The 26,149-nt window shown below is 68.2% G+C and carries 28 protein-coding genes, 1 tRNA gene and 1 pseudogene; 3 read left to right on the top strand and 27 right to left on the bottom strand.

Going from position 1 to position 26,149, the window contains the following annotated elements:
- Window positions 1-22 precede the first annotated feature (22 nt).
- The 8 genes from G1H11_RS20625 to G1H11_RS20590 form a co-directional block, all read right to left on the bottom strand.
- Window positions 23-1,870: a GH39 family glycosyl hydrolase gene (locus G1H11_RS20625; RefSeq protein WP_163820487.1), complete on the bottom strand. Its 1,848-nt coding sequence runs from the start codon at window positions 1,868-1,870 to the stop codon at window positions 23-25.
- Window positions 1,867-3,459: a glucoamylase family protein gene (locus G1H11_RS20620; RefSeq protein ID WP_163820486.1), complete on the bottom strand. Its 1,593-nt coding sequence runs from the start codon at window positions 3,457-3,459 to the stop codon at window positions 1,867-1,869. The genes G1H11_RS20625 and G1H11_RS20620 overlap by 4 nt, the downstream gene beginning before the upstream one ends.
- A gap of 37 nt (window positions 3,460-3,496) precedes the next feature.
- On the bottom strand, window positions 3,497-4,378 hold the full coding sequence (locus tag G1H11_RS20615; RefSeq protein ID WP_163820485.1) for a carbohydrate ABC transporter permease: 882 nt from the start codon (window positions 4,376-4,378) through the stop codon (window positions 3,497-3,499).
- Window positions 4,375-5,316, bottom strand: a complete 942-nt coding sequence (locus tag G1H11_RS20610; protein ID WP_425501265.1) for a carbohydrate ABC transporter permease — start codon at window positions 5,314-5,316, stop codon at window positions 4,375-4,377. Before G1H11_RS20610 ends, G1H11_RS20615 begins: the two co-directional genes overlap by 4 nt.
- A gap of 4 nt (window positions 5,317-5,320) precedes the next feature.
- Complete coding sequence (locus G1H11_RS20605) at window positions 5,321-6,589, bottom strand: sugar ABC transporter substrate-binding protein (protein WP_163820484.1); 1,269 nt, start codon at window positions 6,587-6,589, stop codon at window positions 5,321-5,323.
- A 49-nt stretch (window positions 6,590-6,638) separates the two neighbouring features.
- Window positions 6,639-7,661: a LacI family DNA-binding transcriptional regulator gene (locus tag G1H11_RS20600; RefSeq protein ID WP_216843982.1), complete on the bottom strand. Its 1,023-nt coding sequence runs from the start codon at window positions 7,659-7,661 to the stop codon at window positions 6,639-6,641.
- 238 nt (window positions 7,662-7,899) lie between these two features.
- On the bottom strand, window positions 7,900-9,150 hold the full coding sequence (locus G1H11_RS20595; RefSeq protein ID WP_163820482.1) for a hypothetical protein: 1,251 nt from the start codon (window positions 9,148-9,150) through the stop codon (window positions 7,900-7,902).
- On the bottom strand, window positions 9,150-9,701 hold the full coding sequence (locus G1H11_RS20590) for a sigma-70 family RNA polymerase sigma factor (RefSeq protein WP_163820481.1): 552 nt from the start codon (window positions 9,699-9,701) through the stop codon (window positions 9,150-9,152). The genes G1H11_RS20595 and G1H11_RS20590 overlap by 1 nt, the downstream gene beginning before the upstream one ends.
- A 221-nt stretch (window positions 9,702-9,922) precedes the next feature.
- Here G1H11_RS20590 and G1H11_RS27505 point away from each other — a divergent pair, with 221 nt between their 5' ends.
- A complete protein-coding gene (locus tag G1H11_RS27505) occupies window positions 9,923-11,086 on the top strand; it encodes a serine hydrolase domain-containing protein (RefSeq protein ID WP_163820480.1) in 1,164 nt (387 codons plus the stop codon).
- Here the strand turns inward: G1H11_RS27505 and G1H11_RS20580 are convergent.
- From G1H11_RS20580 to G1H11_RS27235, 4 genes and pseudogenes are all read right to left on the bottom strand, one after another.
- Window positions 11,001-11,600, bottom strand: coding sequence for a dihydrofolate reductase family protein (locus G1H11_RS20580; protein WP_163820479.1), 600 nt, complete (start codon window positions 11,598-11,600; stop codon window positions 11,001-11,003). The genes G1H11_RS27505 and G1H11_RS20580 overlap by 86 nt on opposite strands.
- A gap of 13 nt (window positions 11,601-11,613) precedes the next feature.
- Window positions 11,614-12,168 (bottom strand): dihydrofolate reductase family protein, encoded by a 555-nt coding sequence (locus tag G1H11_RS20575; protein ID WP_163820478.1) that lies wholly within the window; start codon window positions 12,166-12,168, stop codon window positions 11,614-11,616.
- 462 nt (window positions 12,169-12,630) lie between these two features.
- Window positions 12,631-12,717, bottom strand: a pseudogene (locus G1H11_RS27500) (dihydrofolate reductase); the annotation flags it as partial.
- A 79-nt stretch (window positions 12,718-12,796) separates the two neighbouring features.
- The gene (locus tag G1H11_RS27235) at window positions 12,797-13,636 is read right to left on the bottom strand and encodes a helix-turn-helix domain-containing protein (protein WP_216843981.1); all 840 of its coding nucleotides are present in this window, start codon (window positions 13,634-13,636) and stop codon (window positions 12,797-12,799) included.
- 361 nt (window positions 13,637-13,997) lie between these two features.
- On the opposite strand from G1H11_RS27235, the gene G1H11_RS20560 reads away from it, so the two are divergent.
- Window positions 13,998-14,153 (top strand): hypothetical protein, encoded by a 156-nt coding sequence (locus tag G1H11_RS20560; protein ID WP_163820476.1) that lies wholly within the window; start codon window positions 13,998-14,000, stop codon window positions 14,151-14,153.
- A gap of 12 nt (window positions 14,154-14,165) precedes the next feature.
- Here G1H11_RS20560 and G1H11_RS20555 read toward each other — a convergent pair.
- Window positions 14,166-14,241, bottom strand: a tRNA-Ala gene (locus tag G1H11_RS20555).
- A 146-nt stretch (window positions 14,242-14,387) separates the two neighbouring features.
- On the opposite strand from G1H11_RS20555, the gene G1H11_RS20550 reads away from it, so the two are divergent.
- Window positions 14,388-16,589, top strand: coding sequence for an MMPL family transporter (locus G1H11_RS20550; RefSeq protein WP_163820475.1), 2,202 nt, complete (start codon window positions 14,388-14,390; stop codon window positions 16,587-16,589).
- 46 nt (window positions 16,590-16,635) lie between these two features.
- Here G1H11_RS20550 and G1H11_RS20545 read toward each other — a convergent pair whose 3' ends face one another.
- From G1H11_RS20545 to G1H11_RS20485, 14 genes are all read right to left on the bottom strand, one after another.
- Window positions 16,636-17,271: a histidine phosphatase family protein gene (locus tag G1H11_RS20545; RefSeq protein ID WP_163820474.1), complete on the bottom strand. Its 636-nt coding sequence runs from the start codon at window positions 17,269-17,271 to the stop codon at window positions 16,636-16,638.
- Entirely contained in the window at window positions 17,268-17,663 is a 396-nt protein-coding gene (gene rsfS / locus G1H11_RS20540) for a ribosome silencing factor (RefSeq protein WP_163820473.1), read from the bottom strand. The genes G1H11_RS20545 and rsfS overlap by 4 nt, the downstream gene beginning before the upstream one ends.
- A 51-nt stretch (window positions 17,664-17,714) precedes the next feature.
- The gene (nadD, locus tag G1H11_RS20535) at window positions 17,715-18,311 is read right to left on the bottom strand and encodes a nicotinate-nucleotide adenylyltransferase (RefSeq protein WP_343074893.1); all 597 of its coding nucleotides are present in this window, start codon (window positions 18,309-18,311) and stop codon (window positions 17,715-17,717) included.
- Window positions 18,312-18,323: 12 nt separating this feature from the next.
- Complete coding sequence (locus G1H11_RS25040) at window positions 18,324-18,470, bottom strand: hypothetical protein (protein WP_174257842.1); 147 nt, start codon at window positions 18,468-18,470, stop codon at window positions 18,324-18,326.
- A 28-nt stretch (window positions 18,471-18,498) separates the two neighbouring features.
- Window positions 18,499-19,761, bottom strand: coding sequence for a glutamate-5-semialdehyde dehydrogenase (locus G1H11_RS20530; protein ID WP_163820472.1), 1,263 nt, complete (start codon window positions 19,759-19,761; stop codon window positions 18,499-18,501).
- A gap of 71 nt (window positions 19,762-19,832) precedes the next feature.
- The gene (locus G1H11_RS20525) at window positions 19,833-20,246 is read right to left on the bottom strand and encodes a type II toxin-antitoxin system death-on-curing family toxin (RefSeq protein WP_216843980.1); all 414 of its coding nucleotides are present in this window, start codon (window positions 20,244-20,246) and stop codon (window positions 19,833-19,835) included.
- Complete coding sequence (locus G1H11_RS20520; RefSeq protein WP_163820471.1) at window positions 20,243-20,488, bottom strand: type II toxin-antitoxin system Phd/YefM family antitoxin; 246 nt, start codon at window positions 20,486-20,488, stop codon at window positions 20,243-20,245. Before G1H11_RS20520 ends, G1H11_RS20525 begins: the two co-directional genes overlap by 4 nt.
- Window positions 20,489-20,516: 28 nt before the next feature.
- Window positions 20,517-20,831, bottom strand: coding sequence for a type II toxin-antitoxin system death-on-curing family toxin (locus G1H11_RS20515; protein ID WP_216843979.1), 315 nt, complete (start codon window positions 20,829-20,831; stop codon window positions 20,517-20,519).
- 68 nt (window positions 20,832-20,899) lie between these two features.
- Window positions 20,900-21,877, bottom strand: coding sequence for a sulfotransferase domain-containing protein (locus tag G1H11_RS20510; protein ID WP_163820469.1), 978 nt, complete (start codon window positions 21,875-21,877; stop codon window positions 20,900-20,902).
- A gap of 9 nt (window positions 21,878-21,886) precedes the next feature.
- Window positions 21,887-23,035, bottom strand: coding sequence for a glutamate 5-kinase (proB, locus tag G1H11_RS20505; protein WP_163820567.1), 1,149 nt, complete (start codon window positions 23,033-23,035; stop codon window positions 21,887-21,889).
- 70 nt (window positions 23,036-23,105) lie between these two features.
- Entirely contained in the window at window positions 23,106-24,461 is a 1,356-nt protein-coding gene (gene obgE / locus G1H11_RS20500) for a GTPase ObgE (RefSeq protein ID WP_163820566.1), read from the bottom strand.
- Window positions 24,462-24,576: 115 nt separating this feature from the next.
- Window positions 24,577-24,834, bottom strand: a complete 258-nt coding sequence (gene rpmA, locus G1H11_RS20495; protein WP_163820468.1) for a 50S ribosomal protein L27 — start codon at window positions 24,832-24,834, stop codon at window positions 24,577-24,579.
- Window positions 24,835-24,846: 12 nt separating this feature from the next.
- A complete protein-coding gene (gene rplU / locus G1H11_RS20490; protein ID WP_163820467.1) occupies window positions 24,847-25,158 on the bottom strand; it encodes a 50S ribosomal protein L21 in 312 nt (103 codons plus the stop codon).
- 164 nt (window positions 25,159-25,322) lie between these two features.
- Window positions 25,323-26,078 carry a TIGR03936 family radical SAM-associated protein gene (locus G1H11_RS20485; RefSeq protein WP_216843978.1) on the bottom strand — a complete coding sequence of 252 codons (756 nt, stop codon included), beginning with the start codon at window positions 26,076-26,078 and terminating at the stop codon, window positions 25,323-25,325.
- Window positions 26,079-26,149: the final 71 nt, after the last annotated feature.

Raw genomic sequence — 26,149 nt, 5'->3', positions numbered from 1 at the left:
CGGGTGGTCCGAGTCAGCGTCCCTAGGCGATGGGCCGGAGTTCGATCAGCGACACCGCCGGCATCGGCATCTCGAACGTCATGGTGATGGGATCGTCACCGGCCTCGACAGTGGCCGGCGGTTCGAGGTCCTGCAGCCGGTCGGAGCGGCGCAGCTCGGCCCACTCGTCCTCGTCGTCCGGCCAGTCGCGTCCCTGGCTGACCGCGGCCCACGCGCCGTTCAGATTGGAGTGGCGCTCGTCCAGCCGGCGATGCCGCAGCTCGTACCGGCCGGTGGGTATCCCAGTCACGGTGAGTTCCACCTGCCGGTCGAGCAACGGCTCCCCGATAGATTTCGTGACGTCGGCCGTGCCGTTCCAGACGACGACGGTGACGCTGCCGTCCGGGCTGCGCGACGCGATGGCGTCCACCATGTCACCGGCGCCGTCACCGGTGACGTCCGCGGCCACTCGTTCCTCTTTCAGCTGCTCCAGCATCCATAGGCCCCACCACCGCGGCTTGCGGAGATTCCCCACGCTGAGCAGCCCAAATCCACCATGCAGCAGGGAAGGCGCCCGGCCCAGCTCTTCGAAGTGGTCCGACACCGTCCAGTACGCCAGTGCGTCCAGCCGGCCCATCGCGCTCACCATGCCGCGGACCAGGTACGCCGCGCTCCACACCGAGTCGTGGGCACCGTTGAAGTGGCTGGCGTGGGCGCCCCATTCCGTCCACCACAGCGGCAAGCCGGGAAAGCCGTGCCTGGCCGCCAGTGCACGCAGGTCCAGTGGGGCGTTGCCGTAGGTGTGCGTGGAGAGGAAATCGACCGGGGAGCCCGTACTGCTCGCGTGCTCCAGGAACAGATCCAGCCAGCCGGCCGCCGCGGATGCCGGACCGCCCACGGGCAGCTGCGCATCCACACCCTTCACGGCACGGGCGGTGACGTCGTAGAGCCGCAGATACTCCTCGGGTGTTCCCGCCCAGAAGACTTCGAGGTTGGCCTCGTTCCATACTTCGAAGCCCCACGTGCGCACCTCCTCGAGCCCGTACCGGTCCACCAGGTGAGCAGTGAGGTCGGCCACCAGCGATTCCCAACGTTCCCAGTCTCGGGGCGGCGAGATGATCGCGTCGTATTCGAACACCGTCTTCGACGGGTCCCGAGCCAGGTCACGGGGCATGAATCCGATCTCGACGATGGGGCGCAGGCCAATCTCGAGCAGCTGATCATAGATCTGGTCGATGCCGCTGAAGTCATGAACCGGCTGGCCGTCGACCTCCCGGTAGACGCCGAGCTCGTCGTGGAGGATCGCATGCGCCCGCGCCGCACGCACGCCGAGATCCTCGTGTGCCATACGCAACGCCTCGGCGAACTCGTCGCCGATGTGCCTGCCGCCGGGGCCGGCACCGTAGCCGAGCTGGCTCAGGTGTTCCGATCCGATCATCGGCCGCCATGGCCGGTGGACGGGGCCCAGGGCTGCCGCCGCGTCTACCGCGACCATGCAGCGAGCGGCTCCGTCAGCGGCCGGCGTCGCGGGAACCGGGCTGCACGCGGGCTGCTCGTGATCGTCGACGGCGCCGACGGCGGACACCCGGTACCACACGGGCCGCCCGGGAACCACCGTCGTGTCGGTGAACGGGGGGTGCGGAACCGCGCGAACCAGCGGCTCCCCCACCTCCACCGGCCGGTAGGCGCCATCAGGAGCATCCGCGCGCTGGACGAGGTAGCCGACCGCCCCGTCCACCGGGTCCCAGGTGAGGGTCACCTGTCCCCGGCCGGGCGTCGCCTCGAGCCCAGCAGGCGCCTCAAGCGCCGGTGGCCGGTACGTCCGCACATCCGTGTGGCGTCCGATCCGGCTCTCCCAGTCGGTCCGTGCATCGCGGCTCGCGGATGTCATCGCGCTCCTCTCATATCGTCGTTCGGCGTCGTGCGAGTCGCCCCGAACTGCTCCATCTCCATCAACGGGCGCAGCGACGGCTCCAGCGACTCGCTCAGGTAGTCGCGCAGGCCGCCGTCGAGCATGTGGTTGGCCACGGCGGCGATCACCATGCCCTGGTCCAGCGCGAGGTAGCGGTCGGCAATCTGACCGGTGGCGACGTTGACCGCGTCCTTGAAGCCGCCGCGGCCATACAGGTCAGGGAAGTCGTCAGCGAGGTTGGCCAGATTCGCCAGCGTCGCGTCCGGAGCGACCTCCAGCGCCAGGAACGCGGCGTGCGGTGTCACCACGCCCTCGCCGTACTCGTCGATGGGAGCCGGCTCACGTGGGCAGTCCGGGTCGTCCCAGCCGGTGTCCACCAGCGTCAGCCCCTCGGCGTCGGCGGCGTAGCCGTCGGGATCCAGGCCAAGGGCGTCGACGCCGTACTCCCGGTAGCCACCGGCCGGGTCGCTGGCCGGGGAGAATCCCCAGTAGCCGTATCCGGCCTCTTCCAGTCCGAACTCGATCTGCGCCTCGACGTACAGCGGGTGAGTCACCGCCCAGCTGTCCGGACCCCACTCGATCTCGGGAACCACCAGCGGCACCATCATCGCCTCGAACATGCTGCCGCCCCAGGTCGGCACCACCAGCTTGTCGGAGTACCGGTACGTCCCTTCGAAGACGTCGATGCCAAGGTAGGTGCGCCACTCTCCAACCGGCTGCGCGCCCTGCCAGTTCCAGTCGCATGTGTCGGGGAACGTCCGCCAGCCGGCGAAGTAGTGCTCGGCGGGTATCTGATCCAGTGCGATGCCGATGTACGACGCGACCCTCGGCTCGGTGTTGAAGGCGCCGTAGTGGTGACCGGTGTAGACGACGTCCTCCGCCATGCCGCAGTAGTCGCCGCGCGGATAACCGTCGCTGTCCGGAGGCGCCCCGCCCTCGACCCAGAAACCGCCTCTCAGCAGGCCCGCGCCGGCATCCGGTCCCTTGGCGTCGGGGTCGTAGTAGCAGCTGAAGTCCATGCTGGTGGCGAGCTGCCATGCCTGGTCGCGGTGCTCCGGCACGGCATTCGAGACCATGATCAGCGCAGCGGCCAGCCAGCCGTTGTCCACACTGGACAGGAAGGGGTAGACGGGATGTCCCGGAGGTTCCGGCCACGTGGTGAGAAGCTCCCGCGTGGTGGGGTGGTACCAGTTGTAGAACTGGCCCGACGCCTCGTGTCGCTCAAGCCGCTCGACGCTGTCGAGTGTCCGGCCGATCCGCTCGCGTGCCTCCTTCTCGGTCACCAGCCCGATGTCGCGCGCGGCCAGCGTCGCCCACAGGTACATGCCGATGTTGGTGGGTGAGGTGTAGGCAGACCGGCTCCGGGGATGCAGGTCGCCGCCGATGTTGTCGGCGGGCAGGCCGGTACGTGGCTCGACGAGCTTGACGAACGAGTGCCACGTGTCGGCGGCGTAATCGGACAGGATGGCGTCGTCGCCGACCAGACGATCACGCGGCCCCGCGGCTTGGGCAACGCTCACCGTGGCCGCGAGCAGCGTCGCAATGGCGATCGCGATCAGTCGTCTCACTACTACCTCCGTATGAGCTCCGTCGGAATGGTGTGAATCACTTGATGCCGGTCATGGCGATGCCCTGGGTGAAGAAGCGCTGCAAGGCGACGAACACCACGAGTACGGGGACCAGGGCCGCAGCTGACCCGGCCATGAGCAGCCCCAGATTGGTCTCGTGCTGGCCGGTCGAGAACAGTGCGATCGCCACCGGGAGGGTGTACATGTCCTCCGTCGTCGCGACCACCAGCGGCCAGAGGAAGTTGTTCCAGCTTCCGAGGAACATCAAGATGGCCAGCGTCGCCAGTGCCGGTCCGGTCAGCGGAATCACGATGCGCCAGAAGATGTAATGCTCACCCGCACCATCGATCCTGGCGGCATCGAGCAGGTCGTCCGGGATGCCGATGATGAACTGGCGCATCAGGAAGACGCCGAATGCCTGCGCGACGAACGGCAACGCCAGCCCGGCATGGGTGTTGACCAATCCCATGTTCGCCACCAGGACGAACAGCGGCATGAACGTCACCAGTCCCGGCACCATCAGCGTCGTCAGGACCAGCAGGAACAGCGGCCGGCGACCCGGGAAGCGCAGCTTGGCCAGGGCGTAGCCGAGCATCGAGCAGAAGACCAGATTGCCGACCGTCACCGCCGTCGCCACCAGAGCGGAGTTGAAGAAGTAGCGGCCGAAGTCCAGACGCTCGAAGAGATCCTGATAGTTGCTCAGGGTGATCTGTTCAGGCAGCCAGGTGGGCGGGACTCTGCGCAGCTCCGCGGTGGTCTTGAAGGAGCCGAGGATCATCCACACGAACGGCGTGACCACCAGAATGAGGCCACCGAGGAGGCCGAGGTGCAGCAGCCAACCGCGCCTTCGGCCAGGCCCCTTGTGTCCGGTCGGCTGACTCGGGGAATGGCTGCCCCGTGGGATCGTTGGGGCGGTCATGTCTGCGGCCTGAAGAGCCGGAACCAGAACACGGTCAGCAGCGCGATCGCCAGGAAGAGCACATATGACGCCGCGGCGGTGTAGCCGTAGTTTCCGAAGCTGAACTGGTTGTACGCGTGATAGGCAACCGACAGTGTGGAGTTCAACGGGCCACCCTGGGTCATCACGAACGGCTCCTCGAAGAACTGGAGGTAGCCGATGCCCGTGATGACGGCCGCGAAAAGCATTGTCGGGCGGAGCAACGGCAGGGTGACATGCCGGAACTGTTGCCACCGGCTGGATCCGTCCACCTCCGCTGCCTCGTAGAGATCCCGCGGGATGGTCTGCAACCCCGCGAGAAAGATGATCATGAGAAAGCCCATGTTCCGCCAGGCCGCCATCACGATGAGCGACCCAAGGGCGAGCGACGAGCTGGTGAGCCAGCCCGGCCCGGTGATTCCGAAGACAGAGAGAATGCCGTTGACCAGACCGATCTCGGCGCCCAGGACCATCCGCCATACCACCGCGACGGCCGCGATGCTGGTCACCACGGGCATGTAGTAGCCGACTCGGAACAGGGTGCGGAACTTCACGATGGCCGAGTTCAGCCCTACCGCGGTGAGCAGCCCGAGAACCATGGTCAGCGGGATGCCCACGAGCACGAAGATGGCGGTGTTGACGGCCGCGCGATGGAAGATCGGGTCCTGCAGGACGGCGACGTAGTTGTCGACGCCGACGATATCGACGCTGAACGGGCTTCGGATGTCCGTGACCCGAAGGTCGGTGAAGCTCGTGACCAGCGCCGCAAGGATCGGCCCCGCCATGAACACGGTGAAGAAGACCACGAAGGGCAGCGCGAAACTCCACCCCACCAGGCCTTCGCGGGCTCGGCCGGGCCGCATCGGACGGCGTCTCACGTCCGTCCGATGCGCTCGGCTGGAAGCAGTTCGCGAGGTCATCGGCTCAGAGCCCGGTGCCGATCGCCTCTGCCTCCTGTTGCATGGCGGCGCAGGAGTCCTCCGGTGCCACGCCGCCTACCGCGACCTGCTCGATCTGACTGTCGATCGCCGAGGCTACCTGCTCCCAGTTCGGAATCGCCGGCGGCGCCTTGGCGTCCTCGAGTTGGTCACCGAAAGCGGTCAGCAACTCGTCACCACTCAGCGCGGGATCGTCCCACGCGGCCTGCACGGCCGGCAGCGCGTTCACGGTCTCGTACCATGTCGCCTGTACCTCGGGCTGGCTGACGTACTCGACGAACGCCCACGCTGCCGGCTTGTTGTCGCTGTCGGAGAAGACACCCAGGTTCGCGCCGCCAACGAACGACGTGCCCGACTGCTCGACGGGCTGGTGCGCGACGGTCCAGGCGTCGGGATCGGCGCCCGCCTCGTCGACGATGCCGACCATCCACGGGCCACTGATGAACGCACCCACCTCCCCGTCGGCGAACTGGCTCTCGATCGGCACGTCGCTCTCCTGCCGGGGCGTCAGCTCCTCCTCGAAGTAGGAGTTGTAGTACGTCATAGCGTCGACACAGGCCGGCGAGTCGAGGGTGAACGCTCCGCTGTCGTCGACGATCTCGCCGCCCTGCTGCCAGAAGAACGGCATGAACATCTGCCACGCACCAGCACCGCCGGGCTGCAGGTTGAGTCCGTACTGGGCCCCGGCGTCCGTCATCCCCTCGGCCATCTGTTTGAGCTCATCCCACGAGGTGGGCGGCTCAGTAAAGCCGGCCTCCTCGGCCAGGTCGGTGCGGTAATAGAGCAGGCGCGTCTCGACGTACCACGGAACCCCATAGCTCACCCCGTCGACGACCGTCGTGTCCCACGCGCCTTCGAAGAACTGACCGGGATCGATACTGTCCGGCGTGCGTTCCAGACCGCCGATGGCGGCAAACTCACCCATCCAGGTGGTGCCGATCTGGCTGACGTCTGGAACCTGGCCACCGGCGATGGCGTTGACGATGCGATCGTGGGCGGCATCCCACGGCACGGCGGTGACCGACACGGTCACCTCCGGATGCTCCGCCATGAACTCGTCGGCCAGCACATCGAGGTGCTCACCTTCGGTCCCCATCGCCCAGACCGAGATCTCACCCTCGACCGGTCCGGTGACCTCCGGCGCGGGAGCGGCGTCCCCTGGCGCATCACCGCCGTCCCCGCCGTCATCGCGTCCACACGCGGCCAGCATCACGGCGGCCACGAGCGCTCCACTCACGAGTGTTCTGGTCTTCATCGGCACAGACACCTCTCTCGCGAGCCGGACGGCGTTCGCCGCCCGGCGATCAGCGGCGGTCCAGGTCAGGCGGCTCATGCCGGCCGCAACTGTTCCGGACCACCAGGTTGGTGGGCAGGACCTCGTGGCGCGCCGGCCCGGCGTCGCCGCGGATCCGCAAATCGAGCATTCGCGCCGCGCGTACTCCAAGCTCGCGCATCGGCTGCCGGACCGTCGTCAGTCCGGCGTAGCGTGCGGCCATCACGTCGTCCCAGCCGGTGACGGCCACCTGCCCCGGCACGTCGATTCCCGCGGCACGCAGGCCGGTGATGACGCCGAGGGCGAGCTCGTCGTTGGCACAGACGACAGCGTCGGGAACACCGGCCACGAGCAGGTCCTCGGCGACGCGTGTGCCCTCCTCTTCGCGCAACCCGGCCGGAACCGGCTCGGCAGGTGGGGTGAGTCCGGCCCGCAGCAGTGCCGTGCGGACCCCTGCCCAGCGCTCCATGGTGTCCGGCGAGCTTTCGGCGCCGCCGACCACGGCGAACGTCCGGTGTCCGTGGTCGATCAGATGCTCGGTCAGCCGGATGGCGCTCGCGACGTTCTCGGCGTTCACCGAATCGACTTCACCGGCCGCAGACCGGGCGAGCAGGACGATCGGAAGGCCGCGTGCGGCGATTTCCTGAACCACCTCGTCGCTGACGGTACGGCCCAGCACGACCATGCCGTCGACACGCCTGGCCAGCTCCCGGACCATCTCCGGCGCGGCGTCACGACCATGAGTGGACAGGATCAGCACCGATCGACCCAGCTCGCCCGCGGCTTCTTCGTAGCCGAGCACGACCTCCGCGTAGTACGGGCCGGAGAGGTCCGGGAAGACGATGCCGTTGGCCGCGTGCCGGCCTTCGGCGAGCGATCGGCCGAGCACGCTCGGACGGTATCCGAGCTCCGACACGACCGTGAGGACGCGTTCCTTGGTGGGCTCCGAGACCGGAATATTGCCCCGGAGGACCCGCGAAACCGTGGCGATCGACACACCCGCGCGTGCCGCCACATCGCGGATCGTCACGCCCTCACCGGTGGATACCGCCACGCCAGCCTCCTCGCTGTCGTTGGTACAGATCAATGTAACCGGTATCTGATACCGGTTACAAGACCTGGATGGGATCTCCCGTTCTCGGTCGGAGCGCTCGCGGTCCTGGGACATGAGGAGTTCGCGACGCCCCGTCGCTGACGCGCCCGCCCGCTGATCACCGCCGAGTTACTACCCCTGGGCGGGTAGTGACTCGGCAATGATCATTCACGACGGTGCTCTGGCGGGGCGAGGACGGTCAGGGAACGGTGACGGCCCAGGGACCACCTATGGCAGTGACGTCGGTACGGTCCTGCTCAGGCCCGTCGTCGCCGGGCGGGGTGGTGAAGAAGAACTCCATCTCCGCGTACAACTCGTACGTTCCCGCGGGCAGAGGCTCACCGCCGCCGGTATCGGCATGCTCACCCACCCCCACTGTCGCGCAGTCATGCAACGGCACCCACGCGTCGTACTCGATGGACGCGCCTGCCGCCATGCTGGCATCCAGCCCCATGTCGTCCATCCCACCGGTTGTTCCCACGACGACCCCGTCCCGGACCACCACGATCCACGGGTGCCCGGTCCAGCCTTCCAGGTCGGCGCCCGTATTGGTGGCGGTCACGGTGAACGCGGCACCCGGCGGGTCGCCGTCGTCCGGATCCTGTGGCGCCACCTCGCCGAGGTCGGCGGGACCTTCGATCCGCAGGCCCAGCTCGTGACCGTCCGTGGACGGGACGGCGTCCTGCGGCCAGGCGGCCTCGCACTGCGAATCGACTGCCGGGCCGTCGCCCTTCTCCCCCACCGTGAGCACCGACGATGCCAGCACGACGGCGACAGCCCGGGTGGGCTCGTCGGACTGGCCCGCCGGCGCCGGGGCGACGCCCACAGCCCCGACGACGTCGTAGTCCCCGGACGGGAGCACCTCCCCGCGCGCTGTTCCGCCGGCGTCACCGCACGAGCGCACCTCGAACCCGACATCCATCCAGGTGGAGTCCTGCGGCATGATCACCAGATCGTCCGGATAGGTTCCTACCGGGCGCGCAGTGCCGACGACTCGCCCGCCGGCGTCGACCACCCACAGGGCCAGCGGTGATCCACCCGCGTTCACGACAGCGAACCTGTCTACGCCGCTGGCCGCGTAGGTCATCTCCGCGGCGACGTACACCTCCCCGGAACCAGTCGCATTGAGCGGATCGAGTCGGAGGCTGACCGGACCGTCGTCGGCGAAGACGTCGGCGTTACCGAACGCTCCAGCGGCGGCGGTCTCGACTTCCTGCCCACACGCTTCCCACGCCCCACCAGCAACCGATGGCTCGGGAGAACCGTCGAGCGCCACAACCACGCCGACGCTCGCCGCGGCAACCATCACGCCGATGCCCGTAGCCGCGACCATCCGGCGCCGTCGACCCTTGCGCACCCGCGCACGCATCCCGGCGATGTCACCGTCGCGGGCAGCGCTCCCTGCCGCGGTTGCGATCTCCTGGAGCCGCTGCCTCAGTTCGTCGGTCATCATCGCTCCTTCGTGCCCACGCCGCCGGGCGCGGGATCGCCGTCGTCGGCGGCGGGGACCGCCGCGCCAAGCACGGTCCTCAGCCGCCGCACACCCTGGCTCAGGTATCGCTTCACCGATCCGTCGCTCACGCCCAACCGGTCCGCGATCTGCGGAACGGTCAAGTCCTCGAAGTAGCGCAGGACCACGCAGGCGCGTTCCCGGCGAGGGAGATCGGCCAGCGCTCGTCGCACGTCGATCTGAGTGTCGGTGAGTTCTGGGCCGGCCAGCGCTCCTCGATCGTCGCTTCTCGTGGCCACCAGATGCCGGACGCCGAGCCAGCGACCCCAGCGCCGGTGACCATCGACGTACAGCCGCAAGACCGCACGGCGCACATAGCTTTCCGCATCCTGGAGTTCCAGGCCGCGCAATGACCGGGCGAACGTCCGCACGATCGCCTCCTGGACCAGGTCCTCGGCTTCCGCCAGATCCGCGGTCAGCAGATAGGCATACCCGACCAGCGCGCGGTGGCGTTCGCCGGCCACGACAACGAGCGCATCCTCGGCTGTCACTGTGCTCCTACCGCCATGCGGGCCGCCGGTCACGTCCCGTCACAGACAAAGACGACCACACACACCCGATCGTTGTCCTGCGAGCCGCGCGATCCCTCGATCGGCTTGTCGTAGCACCCGGGCTTCGAGCGGACAAGAAACTCCTGGCGGCTCGTGCCGTTCGCATGCATCATTGGGTGCGGCGACGTGGTCATCGGCCGATTCCAGCGTGAGGAGCGCATGTGACCAGCGAGATCTCCGTGCACGGCTTCACCGACGACGCTTACGACGGGGCGCGTCGGGTCTTCGAGGAGAACCTGGCCACCGGACGAGACGTGGGCGCGTCGTTCTGTGTGACGGTCGAAGGCGACATCGTCGTCGACCTGTGGGGCGGATTCGCCGACCACGGCCAGAGTCGTCCGTGGCTGCAGGACACAATCGTGGGCGTCTACTCCACCACCAAGACGGTCACAGCATTGACTGCGCTGCTACTAGCCGACCATGGCGAGCTCGATTTCGATGTGCCAGTGGCGCGCTATTGGCCGGAGTTCGCGGCCAACGGCAAAGAGCACGTCACCGTGGCGCAGGTGATGAGCCACTCGTCCGGCCTGTCCGGCTGGGAGATGCCGATCACCGCCGAAGACCTGCTGGATGGGGAGAAGGTGACGACGCTGCTGGCGGCGCAGGCTCCGTTCTGGGAGCCGGGGACGGCCTCGGGCTACCACGCCATCACCCAGGGGTACCTTGTGGGCGAGGTGGTCCGCCGGATCACGGGGCAGACGGTGGGCACAGTCTTCCGTGAGCAACTCGCCGAACCTCTCGGCATCGACTTCCACATCGGGCTGGCCGCGTGCAGTTTGGCGAGCGAGCGGGCGTTGCCGATGCCTCGAGGCGGGATGCCGCAAGGCGCTGACGCCACAGGTCGACGGGCGCGACCTCGTCCTCGACATACCGATCCGGTTCGGGCTCGGTTTCGCCATCGGTACGGGCATGCCCAACGCCAACACGCTGTACTGGGGCGGTTACGGTGGCTCACTGGTGATCATCGATCTCGACGCGGGCATGACGCTGGCCTACACCATGAACAAGATGACCGGCACCACCACCGGGGGACGAGCGCTCTCTTGGCCTGGCGTTCGCTACCTGGGAAGCGATGGCCGCCTGACCCGACATCTGGTGCGGGGTTATGGCCAGGCCAACGGGCCGTCCGAACATGCTGCGAGATCTCAGCTGCGGGACCGAGAAACCACGCAGGCTCGATCCGACCACCAACCAGTAGCGGCACCAGGATGCGACCGGCACGCCCCGGCCCGCTGCTGGTCAGATCTTGGCCGATCTTGGCACGTCGTACAGGAGATGAGTCACCCCGTCACCCTGGGCGACGAGGGAGGGGTTGGCGAGGGTGACCTCGCCGGCGGCGCTGCCGAAGAACGGCCGGCCGTCGCCGAACACCACTGGAACCACGTTCATCACCACCTGGTCGATCACCCCGAGGCGCAGAGCCTGGCCACCGACGTTCCCGGCCGCGACATCCACGATCCGGTCGCCAGCGACCTCGCGTGCCTGGGCAATGGCCGACTCGACCCCGCCGGTCACGAAAGTGAACGGCGCGGTGTCAGCGTACTCCCAGGTCCTGGGCGGCTCGTGCGTCACCACGAAGACGTGATCACCGGCCACGGCCTGACCATCCCAGCCGTTGGTCTGGTCGAACACATACCGTCCGACTACCATCGCGCCGATGTCGGAGTAGACGGTCTGGATGAAGTCCTTGGAGGCCTGGTTGGTACGCATCTCCCCGCCCAACCAGTTCCAGGCGATCGGGCCGTTTCCGAACCAGTCGAAGAGTGGGCCGATATCACCATCGGTCCTCGCGACATAGCCGTCGGCCGACATAGCGGCGTACATGATCGTCTTTCCCATGACTCTTCCCCCCTCAGGCCCCGGCCGGCCGGTAGCGTAGCCAGACGACGCCGGAACGATAGGGTGTGGCCGAGACGAGCTGGAGGCGGATCGGGCCGACACCGTCGAAGACCCGCGGCCCGGACGGCCACAGATGCGGATTCACGCAGAACCAGAACTCGTCGACCAGGCCCTCCTGTGCGAGGGTGTGCGCTAGTTCCCCGCATCCGGAGACGATCAGGTTGCCGGTGTGCTTCTCCTTGAGTGCGGGGACGGCCTGAACGACCTCGCCTTCTATCAGGGTGGCGTTCCACGCCAGCGGTCCGCTCAGCGTCCGCGAGGCGACGTACTTCGGCATGCTGTTGACTCGCTCCGCGAAGTAGCCCATCGTCGGATCCTCGCCGAGGTGCGGCCAGACGGCTGCCAGGCCCTCGTACGTCTTGCGGCCGAGGAGCATCGCGTCGGCCAAGATCAACTGTTGGAGGTTAGCTTCACCACTGTCGGCGTCGAGCTCCAACCATTCCTCGGGGGAGGGCGCCTCGAAGGCGCCGTTGACGGTGATCTGGTTGTAGACGATGATCTTTCCCATTGCTGCTCCTCTAGGTTGTGTGGGCATGAATCTGGCTCCAGGCCCCGCTCCAACTCGGCTCCGGACAGCTCCTCGGCCACGTCGGACATGTAGACCGCCTGGCCGGTGTAGATCGGCAGGGTCGAGTCGAAGATCACCATGCTGATCCGCGGGCGCTTGGACAGGGTTGGTCGAATCCCTCGCCTCCAGGGAGTGGCCGTCTCGTCGGCCGTCCCAACGTCAGGTACACGTTGGACTCGATGACCGCCCTAGCTATCGCTGCGTGATCCTGTTCAGCGTCCCCGATCGTCCCGGTCATGAACTCAGCCCACCGGTTTCCGCGGCCGCAACGGCCGCCGCCACCGGCGGAATGGGATGTGAGTCAATCGATCCGAAGCAGCGGATGCTAGGCCGGAACACGACCGGCAAGACGTCCATGGTGACCTGGTCGACGAGTCCCGCGGCGAGCACCCGGCCACACGCGTCACCGTTGGACATCCAGTCGAACAGCAGCCCGATCCTGTGGTTCTCGTCGGCAATCAAGCCGTCCACCGACACCGTGTTGTCCATGACCACCTTGCCCGTGTGCCTCCCCTCCGCTCAGGGTGCCTATCGTGGCGGATCGAGGGCTGTCGGGTCTTGTAAGAAATCAATCGGCCGGCAGCGGGCCGACGTCGAGCGCATGGCCGGGATGCTCGCGGAGGAACCGCCGCCGGACTTCGACGTACTGGGTCGGCGTGAGCCCCGTGAATGCCCGGAACTCGTGGCCGAAATGGGCCTGGTCAAAGTACCCGGCGCGATCGGCGAGGTCGACCCAGTCGACCGGACCCGCGGGATCGATCGCCTGCACCGTCGCGGCGAAGCGGTACGTGCGGGCGAGCCGCTTGGGGGTGACGCCGATCAGTTCCTTGAACCGCTGCGCGAGGTGGGTGCTGCTGACGCCGGTCGCCACGCCCAGGTCACTGATCGCCAGCGCTCCCGAGGCCGCCGCGATGACAGTGCTCGCCTGCCGGACCAGGCCCAAGCCGACGGTGTCGCCAAGGCGTCGCATCAACTCAAGCTCAAGCAACGTCAGCATCTCGTGCGGACCGCTCGCCATGGTCAGCCTGTCTCGGAGCTCGGCAACGCCGGAGCGGCCCCACACCTGCTCCACCGTGACCGGCCGGTCCCGCAGCTCGGCCGCGGGCATCGGCAGGAACGGCGCCAGCCCCCACGGCTTGAAGTGCACGCCGACCGACCGGGTTCCGGGCGGGTAGCCGAACTCGAAAGCGCGGGTAGGCATGGTCACCACACAACCGTCGGCATACTCAGCCGTCTCGACCTCGGTGCCGGCACGGATGTGGAACGGCTCCCCGAGATTGAGGATGAGCACCGCCGACGGCATAGGCGGCAGCGTGAGGCGAGGGTACGGCCGCGCGCCCTCCAGGTAGTAGAGATCATCGATCAATTCGTCCAGTGGCGGGCGCGCCACTCTAGATACATACTTCACACATCACAGCATCGCCGACCACCGAGAACGCCGCCAGGGCTCAAGAGACCCTACGATCGAAGGCCTCCGCGTGTCTCCGGCGAAGGAGTGCCGACACCACCACGCCACCACCGAGAAGACCGCACGGACAGCACGAGGAGCCAACCACCATCCCGAATGAGCACGACCAAGCGCCCAATCGTCCGGCCGATCGAGTGAACCTCGACCAATTCCTGTTCGCACTCGGCCGAGCCGGAGCCGCCGAAGGACGCGACGACCCGACCGTGTGCTGGACCATCGGCGGATCACCCATCGACTAACACAACGCCGTCATCCGAGCCACCCACTCGACCGCCGCGTGCGACGACGCCCGCCTGAGGCTGTGCAACCAGGCATTCTTCGCCAAGATCACCTCACCGAGAACCTCGACGTGCGATCCGAGTTCACCGGCGTCTACGAGACCGTCCTCAACCCGACGAACCGCCTGCACGCCGAGTTCTGCGAAGCAACCCTGCCCACCGAAACGGGGCAGGGTTGAACTTCGACCAAATGGTGGAGCTGAGGGGACTCGAACCCCTGACCCCCTCCATGCCATGGAGGTGCGCTACCAGCTGCGCCACAGCCCCTTTTCGAACAGCCCGGCTAGCTTAACCGACACCCGGCCGAAGCTCATAATCGGGTCCGCCTTGCGTCCGATCATTATGACAGTTACTGTCAAATAGGAGTGACTTTCAGGTTTCGCGCGCTGCGTGACCGAACTGTGGAGGGTGCCATGGCGATGTTTCTGTACCGGCTCGGCCGGTTCTCCTATCAGAGCCGGAGGCTGGTCGGCTTGATCTGGCTGGCCGTCGTCGTCGCCGTCGGTATTGGCGCCGCCACCTTGTCCGGGCAGACATCGGACTCGTTCACCATTCCCGGCACCGAGTCCCAGGAGGCGTTCGACCTGCTCGACGAGCGCTTCCCCGGCACCCCCGTGGACGGCGCCTCGGCCCGCGTGGTGTTCGTGGCCGACGACGGCCAGACACTCGAAGGCCCTGAGACGGAGGCGATCGTCGCCCGCGTACTCGACGAGGTCACGGCGAACCAGCAGGTCGCGCAGGTGGAGAGCCCATACGACACCGGCCTCGTCTCCGAGGACGGCACCATCGGACTGGCCCAGATCACCTATGCCGTGCCGTTCATCGAGATCGAAGAGGAAACGAAGGAGGCGCTGTTCGCCGCCGCTGAGTCCGGCCGGTCCGCCGGCTTGACCGTCGAGCTCGGCGGGGATGCGATCGAGAGTGAGCCCGAGGTCGGCAGCGAGCTGCTCGGTCTCGGCGTCGCCGCCATGGTGCTCATCATCACCTTCGGTTCCTTGGTCTCGGCCGGTATGCCACTGGTCACCGGCATCACCGGCGTCGCCGTCGGCATCGCCGCCATCACGGCGGCCACAGGTTTCATCGACATGGGCTCGACGACGCCCATCCTGGCGCTGATGCTCGGCCTGGCGGTGGGCATCGACTACGCCCTGTTCATTGTCTCCAGGTATCGGCACGAGCTGGCCACCGGCCGGGAGGGTGCCGACGCCGCCGGGCGTGCCATCGGCACCGCCGGCTCGGCCGTGGTGTTCGCCGGCCTGACCGTCATGATCGCGCTGGCCGGCTTGTCCGTCGTCGGAATCCCGATCCTCACCGAGATGGGCCTGGCGGCCGCCGTCACCGTCGTGATCGCTGTTGTCGTCGCTCTGACGCTGCTCCCGGCGCTTCTGGGCTTTGCGGGCAGGCGCGTGCTCGGTGTCCGGGTCCCCGGCCTGAGGGTGCGCGATCCTGAAGGCGAGGATCAGCAGAAGCCGACGCTCGGCCGCCGGTGGGCGGACCTCGTCACACGGCGGCCGGTCGCAGTTCTCAGCGTCGCCGTCGTGGGCATGGCAGTGCTCGCCAGCCCCATCGCCGACCTGCGGCTCGGCATACCGGACGAGGGCACCTATCCCGAGGACAGCACGCAGCGCCGGGCATACGATCTCACCGCCCAGGCGTTCGGTCCCGGGTTCAACGGCCCGCTGATGGTGGTGGTCGACGCTGCCGGCAGCGACGCACCCGAGGCCGCCGCCGACCAGGTCCACGCCGCCGTGACTGAGCTCCAGGGAGTGCAGTCCGCGGCTCCGCCGGAGTTCAACGCCGCGGGCGACACCGCCATCGTCGGCGTCATCCCAGCCAGCGGCCCGGACAGCCAGGAGACCGAACAGCTCGTCGGCCGTCTCCGCGATGACATAGCGGCCACGGCCGAACAGTCTGGCGCCGCGGTGGCCGTCACGGGGACCACCGCCGTGTTCATCGACTTCACCGAGAAGATGGGTGACGCCCTGCTCCCCTATCTCCTCCTGGTGGTGGGGCTGTCGTTCGTCCTGCTCATGATCGCCTTCCGGTCGATCGTGGTTCCGGCCAAGGCCGCGGCCGGCTTCCTGCTGACCATCGCGGCGACCTTCGGCGCGCTTGTGGCCGTGTTCCAGTGGGGCTGGCTGGAGGGGCCGCTCGGCCTGGAGCCGACCGGATCGGTCATCAGTCTCCTGCCCATCTTCATCGTCGGTGTGGTGTTCGGACTTGCCATGGACTACGAGGTGTTCCTGGTGACCCGGATGCGCGAGGAGTACGTGCACGGCGCGGACGCGACGTCGGCCATCCGGGTCGGGTTCCAGCACGGATCTCGCGTGGTGGCTGCCGCCGCTGTCATCATGATCAGCGTCTTCGGCGGGTTCGCCTTGGGTGACGCCAGCGACGTCCGGCAGATCGGCCTGGCACTGGCCGCGGCGATCGCGTTCGACGCGTTCGTCGTGCGCATGTCGATCGTGCCCGCAGTGCTGGCGCTGGTAGGCGATCGAGCCTGGTGGTTGCCACACTGGCTGGACCGCCTGCTGCCGAGCCTCGACGTGGAGGGCGCCCGACTCACCGACCAAGCCGGCGACAACCGGCGGCCGGCACAAAGCACGAGCCGCTGAGCCGACGATTGCTTTCCCGCCACAGCGGAGATAGTGCTTGACGTTCTCAGCCCTCTTCGATGACCACCGGCGGAGGAAGCGTCCCGGCGTTGTGCTCGACGAGGATCCAGCCGTCGTCGCCTTCACGCAACATGGACCACGAGCAGTTCGACAGCCCGCCGATGTTGGTGAACAGCTCCAGGGGCATGCCGATCAAAGCCGCGATCCCCAGCCGGGCCGCCCCACCGTGCGAGGTCAGGACGGCCAATCCGTCTCCCGGTAGGCGGGCGGCGGCATCCACGACGGCAGCCTTCATCCGGTCCGCCACCTCCTGGCGGGTTTCGCCTCCGCCTACCCTCAGCAGCGGGTCACCGGCACGCCACGCCTTGTACTCGATCGGCCAGCGCATCGCGATCTCCGCGGCTGTGCAGCCCTGCCACTCCCCCGCGTAGGTTTCCCGCAGGCGGACGTCCAGCTCGGCCTCGGCTCCGGTCAGCGCGGCCAGCATGGCCATCGTGTCCCGGGTGCGCTTGAGATCGGAGGTGACGAGCAAATCCGGCTCCAAGGCTGCGAGCCGGGCGGCCGAGTCGCGGGCCTGCTGCCGGCCCACGTCGTCGAGCTCGACATCGGTCTGCCCCTGGAACCGGCCCGCTGCGTTCCACTCCGTGCGGCCGTGTCGCCACAGCACGATCCGCCGGCTCACTCCCCAGCCCCGTGGCCGTCCCGGCCCACCTGCACACTCTCCGGGAGCGCGATGGTGGGGCAGTCCTTCCACAGCCGCTCGAGCGAGTAGTACACGCGGTCCTCAGCGTGCTGGACATGGATGACGACGTCGATGTAGTCGATCAGGATCCACCGGCCCTCGCGCTCACCCTCGCGCCGCACCGGCTTGGCATCGAGGTCGCGCAGCCGGTCTTCGATGGCATCGACGATGGCACGGACCTGGCGGTCGTTGGACGCGGAACAGACGACGAACGCGTCGGTGATGGCCAGCTGCTCAGAGACGTCGAAGGCGACGATATTCTCGGCCAGCTTGTCGGCCGCCGCTTCAGCGGCCGCGACGACGAGTTGGACAGCTCGTTCGGTTGCGGGCAAATCCCAAACCTTTCATCTGGGCGGGAAAACGGTGTGTTCTCACCGTTGATCCTACGCCGAGACGTAGAGGCGACGCTTGTTGATGTACTGCACGATCCCATCCGGCACCAGATACCAGATCGGCTCACCCGTGCCCACCCGCTCCCGGCACTCGCTCGAGGAGATGGCCAGCGCCGGCACCTCGACCAAGGTCACCTTGCCGTCCGGCAGCCCCACATCCGAGAGCGCATGGCCGGGACGGGTACAGCCGACGAAGTGCGCGAGGTCGAACAGCTCGTCGACGTCGCGCCAGGACAGGATCTGTTCCAGGGCATCGGCCCCGGTGATGAAGTACAGGTCGGTGTTGTCACCCCGCTCGTCGCGCAGGTCGCGCAGGGTGTCCACCGTGTAGGTGAGTCCGCCGCGGTCGATGTCGACCCGGCTGACGGAGAATCGCGGGTTGGAGGCGGTCGCGATCACCGTCATCAGGTAGCGGTCCTCAGCGGCGGTGACGTCGCGATCACCCTTCTGCCAGGGCTGACCGGTAGGCACGAAAACGACCTCGTCCAGGCCGAAATCATGCTGGACCTCGCTCGCGGCGACCAGGTGACCATGGTGGATCGGGTCGAACGTTCCGCCCATGATGCCCAGCCGCTTACGCTCACTCACCGCGGCGCCACCTCAGGCGTGCGGCCGGCCCTTGCCGAACGCGAGCGTCACCAGCAGCAGCGTCATCAGGATGACCAAAGCCCCGATGCCCCACCCCACGGCGGGGAAGCCGCCTTCGTCAACGTGGGCCTCTTCCGCCAGCAGCACGAGCTTGTCCATGCCCGACACTTTATCCCAGCCGCCGAGCTCAGCCGCGCACGTGCCCGTCGCCGGTGACGACGTAGGTGGTGGTAGTGAGTTCACGCAGCCCCATCGGCCCGCGCGCGTGCAGCTTCTGGGTCGAGATGCCGATCTCCGCGCCGAAGCCGAACTGCTCGCCGTCGGTGAACCGGGTGGAGGCGTTGATCATCACCGCCGCCGAGTCTGTGGTCGCGGCGAAGCGCTGAGACGCGGCCAGGGACCGGGTGACGATCGCTTCGGTGTGCCCGCTCCCCCAGCGCCTGATGTGCGCGACGGCGTCGTCCAGCGAGTCGACGACCGCGACGGCCAGGTCCAGGGAGAGGTACTCCACAGCCCAGTCGTCGTCGGTGGCGGGAACGACGTGCTCGGCGTAACCCCGTACCCGCTCGTCGCCGTGGATGGTGACCCCCGCATCCTGCAGCGCACCCAGGACCCGCGGCAGGAACGCACCGGCGACGTCCGCGTGCACCAGCAGCGTCTCGGCCGCGTTGCAGACGCTGGGCCGGTGCGTCTTGGCGTTGAGGACGATGTCGACGGCCTTGTCGAGGTCGGCGTCGGCGTCGACGTAGACATGGCAGTTGCCGACGCCGGTTTCGATCACCGGCACCGTGGACTCCTCCACGACGCTGCGGATCAAGCCCGCCCCGCCGCGCGGGATCAGGACGTCGACCAGGCCACGGGCGCGCATCAAATGCTTCGCGGCTTCGTGCCCGTCACCCGGCACCAGCTGGACGGCGTCCTGCGGCACGTCGGTGCGTGCGGTGGCCGCTCGCACGACGTCGACGATGGCGGTGTTGGACGCCAGCGCGCTGGAGGAGCCCCGCAGCAGCACCGCGTTTCCGCTCTTGAGCGCCAGCCCCGCGGCATCGGCGGTCACGTTCGGCCGCGCCTCGTAGATGATGCCGACGACTCCCATGGGCACCCGGCGCTGCGTGACTTGCAGCCCGTTCGGCAGCGCATAGCCGCGCTCGACCTCCCCGACGGGGTCCGGGAGACCGGCCACCTGGCGCAACCCGTCGGCCATCGCGGCGATCCGCTTCTCGTCCAGCCGGAGCCGGTCGATGATCGCCTCGCTGGTGCCGTTCTCCCGGGCCCGCGCCACGTCCTGCGCATTGGCATCGGTGATGCGCGGCGTCTCCGCCTCAAGCGCGCTGGCCATAGCCTCCAGCGCGGCGTCCTTCTGCGCCCGGGTCAGGACGGCGAGGTCAGCGGCGGCTGCGCGGGCACGGCGCGCAGCGCCCAGAACGGAGTCGGCAAGCTCATCGGTCATGCCGGAATTCTACGTCGCGAAGCACGCGCCGGGCCCCCAGGCGGGGTGCGATCCGTGTTCTGATCGGCGGATCAGGCGAGCAGGTGCCAGCGTGGATCGAACGGCTCGACCCGCTCCACCGCCACGCGCAAGGCGACAGCGATCTTGTCCACGTCGATATCGCTGTTGGCGACCGCAACGGCGATACTGAGCATCGCTTCAGTATCCACGTCGTCCACGTCTGTGCCGTTTACTCGGAGGAGGTTGAGCGCCAGAACCGTTGAAGTGCGCTTGTTCGCCTCCATGAAGGGGTAGTTGCGGATCACCGAATGCACCAGGGCGGCCGCCTTGCTCCAAAGATCGGGATACGCGTCCCGCCCGAATGCCGAGGCTTGCGGCCGACCCAGCGCAGATGCGAGCAGGCCGATGTCGCGCACGGCGAGACCGGTGAATCTCCGGTTGATCGCCAGCGCTTCGCCAAGGGTGGGAAATCGCGTATTGGTCACAGCTCTGCCATGCGGTCAAACATGTCGCTGTACCGGTCGATGATCCAGTCGGCGCTTTGCATGAACGCCTCGTCGACATCGGCCTGAGAGTGCTCGGGCATGATCTTCGCGATGCGCTGACCGCGCTTGGTCAAATGGATCACCCGGCCATTCTCCGCGGCTTCGGCGAGCTCACCAAGGATCTTCCTGGCCTCGGTCACCGAGATCTCGTCCGGAATCTCGCGCAACGGCTCTGCAGCCATGACTGAAATGTACAGAACACACGCTGTTTTATACAGTTCGAATCAGCGGCTCCAGCGCCCGGGCGAGCTCCGGCACGTCGTCATACTCGCCGCGTGCCACCGCCATCGTGAGGTCGAACGCCTCGTCGTTCGTGGCGATCACCTCGAGCCCGTTGAGCTCGCACAAGACCGCCGCGGCGAGCCACGCCATCCTCTTGTTGCCGTCGACGAGAGGATGGAATCGCGCGATCGAATGGAACGTCGCGGCTGCCTTGTCGAGTACTCCGGGATACATCTCGGCGCCGAACATCGACGACGACGGGCGCTCAGCGGCCGACGCAAGCTGCCCGCGGTCCCGGATCATAGGCGTCGACCCCGTGGCCAATTCCGCGATTCGAACCATCTGGCCAGCGGTGAGATACCGGATACCGCTCATGCCGTGCCCAGCCGGCGCAGCGCGTCGGCGTATCGGTCGGCAAGGCCGGCGGCGATCTGATAGACCTCCGCGTCCGGGGCGTGCGCGTCCCGGTGCAGCCAGGCCAGCATGTCCGGCGGTGCCAGTTCCGCGGCCCGGGCGCGGTAGCGGGCCAGCTCGTCGTCGGAGAGCATGTCGCGCCCGGCGCCGGACGTGCCGGAGCGGAAGAACGCCGCCTTGCTCTTCATGATGCCGGCGGGGTCCGGTGCCACCCGGTCCGCGTCGGCACGCATCTGGTCGAACGACGCGGCCCGTACCAGGGCAGGCCACCGCTCCTCCGGGACGGTGATCCCCAGCCGCTCGGCCAGCCGGCGCATCTCGCCCGCGAGGTCTGCGGAGAGGTCGTCGTAGTGCACGAGAACGACGTTCGGCTCGGTTCGGCGAGACCACGCGTCGGACAGGTGCAGCATGACTCCCGCGAGGGAGTCCAGTTGCTCGCGCGGGTCGTCGTCGCGCTCGATCCAGCCGAGGACCCACTCCCGCAGCTCCGGCCGGGCTCGACGCGGAGGTCCCGGCTCGTCCGGGGAGATCAGCTCACGCATCCGGTCGCGGTCGAGGTTCTCCGCGTGATGATACAGCGAGACGGCCATGTCCAGCGGATGGCGGGCCACCACGACGTAGGTGGCGCGGGGGTCGATCGGCAGGCCGTCCAGCGGGGTGTGCGTCTTGATGAAACGCCGGTGATCCTGCTCGGCCAGCCGCCGGTACACGTCCTCGCGCGGCTCGACCAGCCAGTCCAGCCATGGTGAGAGTGTCGGCAGCGGTGCCGGAAGCTCCGGCGTCTGCAACACCAGGAGCGCGCAGATCATCTGCATCCAGGTGGTGCCGCTCTTGGATCGGGTGCTGATGACGATGTCACCCTCGCGGAACGGAAAGCTCAGCCAGCGGGAGCTGTCGTCGTCGTAGGAGCGGTAGCGGACGGGGGCGGAGGGCATCCGCCGATCCTAGCCAGAGCGCCCGGAGCGGGACGCGAGCACAACCAGGTCGTCGCGATGCACCAGCTCCCGCTCGTATTCGGCGCCGAGTTCGCGGGCCAGCTCGCGGGTGGACCGGCCGAGCAGCGGCGGCAGCTCGGCGGCGTCGTAGTTCACCAGCCCGCGAGCGACGACGCGCCCCTCCTCGTCCACCAGGTCCACGGGATCTCCCGCGGTGAAGCGCCCGTCAACGGCTGTGACGCCGGCCGGCAGGAGCGAACTGCGCCGCTCGACGACGGCCCGCACGGCACCGGCGTCCAGGTGCAACCGGCCGAGCCCATCCGCGGCGTGCTCCAGCCACAGCAGGCGGGTGGAGCGCCGCCGCGACCGGGAATGGAACCACGTGCCGACCTCGGCCCCGGCCAGGGCGTCGCGCGCCTCGGGGGCGGAGGCAAGGACCACCTCGATGGCGGCGCCGGTGGCGATCGCCGCCGCCTCAACCTTGGTCTGCATGCCCCCGCTGCCGAGCCCGGACCGGCCGGTGCCGCCAATCTGCAGCCCGTCCAGGTCGGCGGGGTCATGCACGTCGGCGACGCGCGACGCGCCGGGCCGCCGCGGGTCGCCGTCGTACAGGCCGTCCACGTCCGACAGCAGGACGAGGGCGTCCGCGTGGACGAGCTGCGCCACCAGCGCCGCCAGCCGGTCGTTGTCGCCGAACCTGATCTCGTGGGTGGCGACGGTGTCGTTCTCGTTGACGACGGGCACCACGCCCAGGCTGAGCAGCTTGTGCAGGGTCCGGTAGGCGTTGCGGTAGTGCGAGCGCCGGGTGACGTCGTCAACGGTCAGCAGCACCTGGCCCACCTGAAGGCCGTGCGAAGCGAACGCCGCCGTGTAGTAGGCGACGAGCAGGCCTTGCCCCACACTCGCGGCGGCTTGCTGCCGGGCCAGGTCGCGCGGCCGGCTCGGGATGCCCAGCGGCGCGAGTCCGGCCGCGATGGCGCCGGAGGAGACCAGCACCACCTCGCGGCCGGTTGCCCGGGCCCAGCCCAGGGTGTCCACCAGCGCCGTGAGCCTCGTCTCGTCCAGGCCACCACTGGTGGTGGTCAGCGACGACGACCCGACCTTGACCACCACCCGGGCCGCCTTCGCGATCGGCTCGCGGGTCCTGGCCGACCCCATGTCCACGTCACTCCTCAACTCTCGTGCCCTGCTCGTGCCGGGTGCTCGTGCCGATCTCCCCTGAGACCGGTCAGGCCAGGCGGGAATCGGTGCCGCGCGGCCCCAGCCGCTCCGCCCCGGCCTGAACCGTGGGCTCCCAGTCGAAGACGACGGCGTCCTCGCCGCCGATCACTACCTCGTCGCCGGCCTTCGCTCCGGCCTTGACAAGCTGCTCCTCGATGCCCAGCCTGGCCAGCCGGTCCGCGAGGTAACCGACGGCCTCGTCGTTGGAGAAGTCGGTCTGCAGAACCCAGCGCTCCGGCTTGCGGCCCCGGATGCGGAAGCGCTCACCGTCGTGGGTGCGCTCGTGGGTGATGGTGAAGCCTTCATCGTCGACCGCCGTGGGCCGCAGGATGACCCGGGTGGCCTCCGGCGGCGGCGCCGCGGCACGCGCCGCGCTGACGATCTTCGCCATCTCGAAGGTGAGTTCCCGCAGGCCCTCCCGGCTCACCGCCGAGACGCTGAACGCCTGCCAGCCGCGCACCTCGACGTCGGCGCGGACGAACTCAGCAAGCTCCCGCGCCTCCGGGACGTCGATCTTGTTCAGGACGACGAAGCGTGGCCGGTCCGCGAGCCCGCCGTAGCGTTCCAGCTCGGTCTCGATGACGTCGATGTCGCTGAGCGGGTCGCGGCCCGGCTCCAGCGTCGCACAGTCGACCACGTGCGCCAGGGCGGCGCACCGCTCGACGTGGCGGAGGAACGTGTGCCCGAGACCCCGGCCCTCGCTGGCGCCCTCGATCAGTCCAGGAACGTCGGCGACGGTGAACCTGACGTCGCCGGCCTCGACGACACCGAGGTTCGGCACCAGCGTGGTGAACGGGTAGTCCGCGATCTTGGGGCGCGCAGCGGAGATCGCCGCGATCAGGCTGGACTTGCCCGCACTCGGATAGCCGACCAGCCCGATGTCCGCGACGCTCTTCAGTTCGAGGACGACGTCCAGAGCCTCGCCCGGCTCGCCCTTGAGAGCGAAGCCCGGCGCCTTGCGCCTGGTGCTGGCAAGCGCGGCGTTGCCGAGCCCGCCCCGGCCGCCGTGCGCCACGACCAGCCGCGAGCCGTCGCCGACGAGGTCCGCGAGAACCTCCCCGTCCGCAGCGGACACGACGGTGCCATCCGGGACCTTCAAGATCACGTCGTCGCCGTCGGCGCCGTTGCGGTGGCCGCCCTCGCCCGGGCTTCCGTTCCCGGCGCGGCGGTGCGGCGAGCGGTGGTAGTCGAGCAGGGTGGTGGTGTTGGCGTCGACGACGAGTACGACGTCGCCCCCGCGCCCACCGTTACCGCCGTCCGGGCCACCCAATGGCTTGAACTTCTCCCGGTGCACGGACGCGCAGCCATGACCGCCGTTGCCGGCGGACAGGTGCAGTACGACGCGGTCTACGAACGACGGAATCGCCACGGCCCGAACCTCCCTTCCTTACCCTCAATCCGGACGCTCTGCCCGACGAAAAAGCGGGCCGGTCGCGTTGACCGGCCCGCTTTCTCTCACAACGTCTGAAGACGGGGGGTCATTCCCCCGCCGGGACAATGTTGACAACTTTGCGGCCGCGCTTGCGGCCGAACTCGACCGCGCCCGCGGACGTGGCGAACAGCGTGTCGTCCTTGCCGCGCCCGACATTCTCACCAGGGTGGAAGTGGGTGCCGCGCTGACGGACGATGATCTCGCCGGCGTTGACCAGCTGGCCGCCGAAACGCTTCACGCCGAGCCGCTGTGCGTTGGAGTCGCGCCCGTTCTTGCTGGACGAGGCGCCCTTCTTGTGAGCCATAGCGCTTCCTGCCTACTTCGTCTCGATGCCGGTGATCTTCACCTGCGTGTACTTCTGCCGGTGCCCTTGGCGCCTGCGGTATCCGGTCTTGTTCTTGTAGCGAAGGATGTGGATCTTGGGACCCTTCACCTCGTCGACGACCTCGGCGGTCACCGTGTACTTGGCGAGCTTCTTCGCCTCGCTGGTGACGGCGTCGCCGTCGACCACGAGCAGCGCCGGCAGGGTCACCGAGGATCCGGCCTTGCTGTCGAGCCGGTCGACATTGATGACATCGCCGACAGAAACCTTCTGCTGGTTGCCGCCGCTACGGACAATCGCGTACACCGCGGGCTCACTCTCTCAATCGGGCCTAATGGTCTAGCTCGGGATTTGGGCACACGCGCGCCGCTAGCGGGCACACGAGCTCAGGCGTGAAGCACGCCGACGACCAAGAATACGGACTCCGGCCGCGTCAGGTCAAACCGGCGCAGGAGGCTGGGACACCGGCACTAAGGAGCCACCACCTCACGCCGCTGCGCATCCCAGACGCCCTGCGCGAGCCGCTTGTTCCGCGGCGGGGACACCGGCGTGAACCCGGTGGCGACCCGTAGACCGGCCAGGATCTCCTCCGGGCGCACGGTGGGCGCCTGGTGTTCGACGACGCACCGGATCACCACCGTGCTCGGCTGGTCCGCCTGCCCCGGCGACGACGCGGCTACGTGCACTGCGGCGTCAAGAACCGCTCCGCGGGCTTCGAGGGTGCGCACGCCCTTCTTCGTCAGGCGCTCCACCGGCACCGATTCCTCGGCCATGAACGCCGTCACGGCGGCAGCGACCTCCGCCCCGGACGCTTCGTCGAGTGCGATTTCCCACGACGATGCGCGCAGCAGATCCGCCAGCGCCGTCTTCTGGCCCTCGGTGTCACTGACCTCGAGGACGTCCAGGCCGGGCGGCAGCGCCGCGTCCAGGTCGGCCCGGACCTGGGCGGGATCTCGTCGCTCGGTGAGCGAGATCTCCAGGTACTCTGCCTCGCTGGCCGCGCCCGTGGGCGCCGCCCCGACGAAGGAGACCTTCGGGTGCGGGGTGAACCCGTGCGAGTAGGCCATGGGCACCTTCGCACGCCTGAGTGCTCGCTCGAACGCGCGCTGGAAGTCCCGGTGACTGGTAAACCGCAGCCGGCCTCGCTTGGCGAAGCGGACTCGGAGCTTCTGCACGGCCGGCAGCTGATGACGGTCCGGCGCCGCTCTGTGGGACTGGGTGCTCACGCCGGACAGCCTACGAGCCCCCAGTACCATCCCGCGCGCCCCCTCCACCCGCACGACCACAACCCCTGGCA

The sequence above is a fragment of the Phytoactinopolyspora alkaliphila genome (assembly GCF_010550695.1).
GTDB lineage: Bacteria > Actinomycetota > Actinomycetes > Jiangellales > Jiangellaceae > Phytoactinopolyspora > Phytoactinopolyspora alkaliphila.
The sequence above is the reverse complement of the archived record's forward strand: the minus strand, read 5'-3'. Positions and strand labels throughout refer to the sequence as shown.